Below are 3290 nucleotides of genomic sequence, written 5' to 3'. Positions count from 1 at the left end.
GGCTTGCTCGCGAAGAGGCCGGTACATCCCACGCATCTTTATGGGCAGAGCCACCGCCTTCGCGAGCAAGCCCGCTCCCACAGGGGGGAAATGAGTGATGATTTAGCCGCGCTGGGTCAGCCCCATCTTTTTGCGGCCCTCAGCCGGGGTCAGCACGCGAGCGCCGAGGCGGCTGAGGATCTCGCTGGCGCGTTCGACCAGTTGGCCGTTGGTGGCCAGCACGCCCTTGTCCAGCCACAGGTTGTCTTCCAGACCAACCCGCACGTTGCCGCCGAGCAGCACCGCTTGCGCGGCCATCGGCATCTGCATGCGGCCGATGCCGAACCCGGCCCACACCGCATCGGCGGGCAGGTTGTCGACCATGGCTTTCATGGTGGTGGTGTCGGCCGGCGCACCCCACGGGATGCCCAGGCACAGCTGGAACAGCGGGTTGTCGAGCAGGCCTTCCTTGATCATCTGCTTGGCGAACCACAGATGGCCGGTGTCGAAAATTTCCAGTTCGGCCTTCACCCCCAGCTCGGTGATGCGCCTGGCGCCGGCGCGCAGTTGCGCCGGGGTCGAGACGTAAATGGTGTCGCCGTCGCCAAAGTTCAGCGTGCCGCAATCGAGGGTGCAGATTTCCGGCAGCAGTTCTTCAACGTGGGCCAGACGGGTCAGCGGGCCGACCAGGTCGGTGTTCGGGCCGAACTCCATCGGGTGCTCGCCAGCGCCGATTTCGAGGTCGCCGCCCATGCCGGCGGTGAGGTTGACGATGATGTCGACGTCGGCCTCACGGATGCGCTCCATCACTTCGCGGTACAGCGCCACGTCACGGCTGAACTTGCCGGTCTGCGGGTCACGCACATGGCAATGCACAACGGTGGCGCCGGCCTTGGCCGCTTCTACGGCCGCCGCTGCAATCTGTTTCGGGGTGACCGGCACGTGGGGGCTCTTGGCGGTCGTGTCGCCAGCACCGGTGAGTGCGCAGGTGATGATGACGTCGTGGTTCATGGTGCGGTTTCCTTCAGGCGTGATGGGTCTGTTCGCAGCCCTTTCTCGGGCTGCGAAGCGTCGGTCAGTCCCCTCTCCCCGGGGAGAGGGTTAGGGTGAGGGGCTTTTCAAACGGGGGTTATTTACTGGTCAGTTGCAGGTTTTCAGCGGCCGGTTTGCCGTCGAAGGTGGTCACACCTTCCAGCCAGCGCTGCTTGTCTTCGGGGTGATCCTTGAGCCATTGCTTGGCCGATTCGAAGGCGTCCTTGTGATCGAGCAGCGGTTGCATCATCCGGCTCTCGTCTTCGGCGGTGAACGTCAGGTTGCTCAGCAGGCGACCGACGTTCGGGCACTGTTCGGCGTATTTCGGCGCGGTGACCGTCCATACCGTGGCCATGCCTTCGTTCGGGCCGAGGGCGTCTTCGCTGCCAGTGAGGTAAGTCATCTTGACGTTGACGTTCATCGGGTGCGGCGCCCAGCCGAAGAACACCACGGCCTCTTTGCGGCGTACGGCGCGGTCAACGGCGGCGAGCATCCCGGCTTCGCTGGACTCGACCAACTGGAACTTGCCGAGGCCGAACTGGTTCTTGGCGATCATCGCCTTGATCTGCGTGTTGGCGCCGGAACCCGGTTCGATGCCGTAGATCTTGCCGCCCAGTTCCTTCTCGAACTTGGCGATGTCAGCGAAAGTCTTCAGGCCCTTGTCGGCCAGATAAGTCGGCACGGCGAGGGTGGCGCGGGCGTCCTTCAGGCTTGGTGCCGGCAGGACTTTGACCTGGTTGGCATCGACGAACGGGGTGATGGTCTGGGTCATCAGCGGGTTCCAGTAGCCGAGGAACAGGTCCAGACGCTGATCGCGGATCCCGGCGAAGATGATTTGCTGGGAGGCGCTGGTTTGTTTGGTGCTGTAGCCGAGGCCGTCGAGCAGGACCTGGGTCATGGCACTGGTGGCGATCACGTCGGTCCAGTTGACCACGCCCATGCGCACGTTCTGGCACGAGGCGGGTTCGGCCGCCATGACGCTGGCGCTCAAGAAAGCGGTACCGCTGAGTGCAAGAACACAGCTGCTGATCAGTCGTTTCATGTCGGGTTCCTCGGCAGGTCGTTTATTGTGAGTTCCGGCATCTGGCGTGCCGGTGATGCCAAGTTACGCAGCAACGGCCCCGTGAAAGCGCACTGCGGCGACTGGCATTTGCACTGTAGCGACCTGTGCGCTTGAACGCTGACGACAATCGGCGTATCAACGATCCACGCTACCCGCTAACCGAGTGCGCACATGTCCCAGGATTTTTACTTTCTGCTGATGCCGGGGTTTTCCGCCATCGGCTTTATCTCCGCGATCGAACCGCTGCGGGTAGCCAACCGTTTTCGTGGCGAGCTGTACCGCTGGCACGTGCTCAGCGCCGATGGCGGGGCAGTGCTGGCGAGCAATGGCATGTCGGTCAACGCCGACGCGGCGCTGGAGCCGCTGAAGAAAGGTGCGACGCTGTTAGTGGTGGCCGGATTCGAACCGCTGAAGTTCGCCACGCCAACCCTTGAACACTGGCTGCGTCGCCTGGACAACGAAGGCGTGACCCTCGGTGCCATCGACACCGGCAGTTTCGTCCTCGCCGAAGCCGGCCTGCTCGACGGCCATCGCCTGACCCTGCACTGGGAAGCCATCGATGCGTTCAAGGAATCTTATCCACAGCTCAGCGTCACCCAGGAACTGTTCGAGATCGACCGGCGGCGCATCACCTCGGCGGGTGGCACGGCGTCGATCGATTTGATGCTCGACCTGATCGCCCAGGCCCACGGCCCGCAACTGGCGATTCAGGTCAGCGAGCAGTTTGTATTGGGGCGGATTCGTCCGCGCAAAGACCACCAGCGCATGGAAGTCGCCACGCGTTACGGCATCAGCAACAAGAAGTTGGTGCAAGTGATTGGCGAGATGGAGCAACACAGCGAACCACCGCTGACCACGCTGCAACTGGCGGAATCGATCAAGGTGACGCGGCGGCAGCTGGAGCGCTTGTTTCGGCTGCATCTGAACGATACGCCGAGCAATTTTTATCTGCGTCTGCGATTGGAAAAGGCCCGGCAGCTGTTGCGCCAGACCGATATGAGCGTGCTCGAAGTCAGTATCGCCTGCGGGTTTGAATCGCCGTCGTATTTCACCCGCAGTTATCGAGCGAGGTTCGCTCGCTGTCCCCGCGAAGACCGCCGTACCGCCCAAGCTTGAATGGATGCACACAAAACCAATGTGGGAGCGGGCTTGCTCGCGAAAGCGGAGTGTCAGTCGAAACATGAGTTGACTGATCCACCGCATTCGCGAGCAAGCC

At 62.5% G+C, this 3290-nt stretch carries 3 protein-coding genes; 1 reads left to right on the top strand and 2 read right to left on the bottom strand.

What is annotated here, in order from left to right; genetic code table 11:
- Positions 1 to 102: 102 nt before the first annotated feature.
- Both QMX91_RS30020 and QMX91_RS30015 read right to left on the bottom strand, forming a co-directional pair.
- Positions 103 to 990, bottom strand: a complete 888-nt coding sequence (locus tag QMX91_RS30020; RefSeq protein ID WP_139055228.1) for a 3-keto-5-aminohexanoate cleavage protein — start codon at positions 988 to 990, stop codon at positions 103 to 105.
- A 118-nt stretch (positions 991 to 1108) separates the two neighbouring features.
- Positions 1109 to 2053, bottom strand: a complete 945-nt coding sequence (locus tag QMX91_RS30015; protein WP_282413825.1) for a choline ABC transporter substrate-binding protein — start codon at positions 2051 to 2053, stop codon at positions 1109 to 1111.
- Positions 2054 to 2245: 192 nt separating this feature from the next.
- Between QMX91_RS30015 and QMX91_RS30010 the strand changes: the two genes are divergently transcribed.
- Complete coding sequence (locus QMX91_RS30010) at positions 2246 to 3190, top strand: GlxA family transcriptional regulator (protein WP_095121415.1); 945 nt, start codon at positions 2246 to 2248, stop codon at positions 3188 to 3190.
- Positions 3191 to 3290 lie beyond the last annotated feature (100 nt).

This window comes from Pseudomonas sp. PS01299, from assembly GCF_029960145.1.
Lineage (GTDB): Bacteria > Pseudomonadota > Gammaproteobacteria > Pseudomonadales > Pseudomonadaceae > Aquipseudomonas > Aquipseudomonas putida_A.
This window is presented reverse-complemented; position numbering and strand designations above follow the sequence as displayed.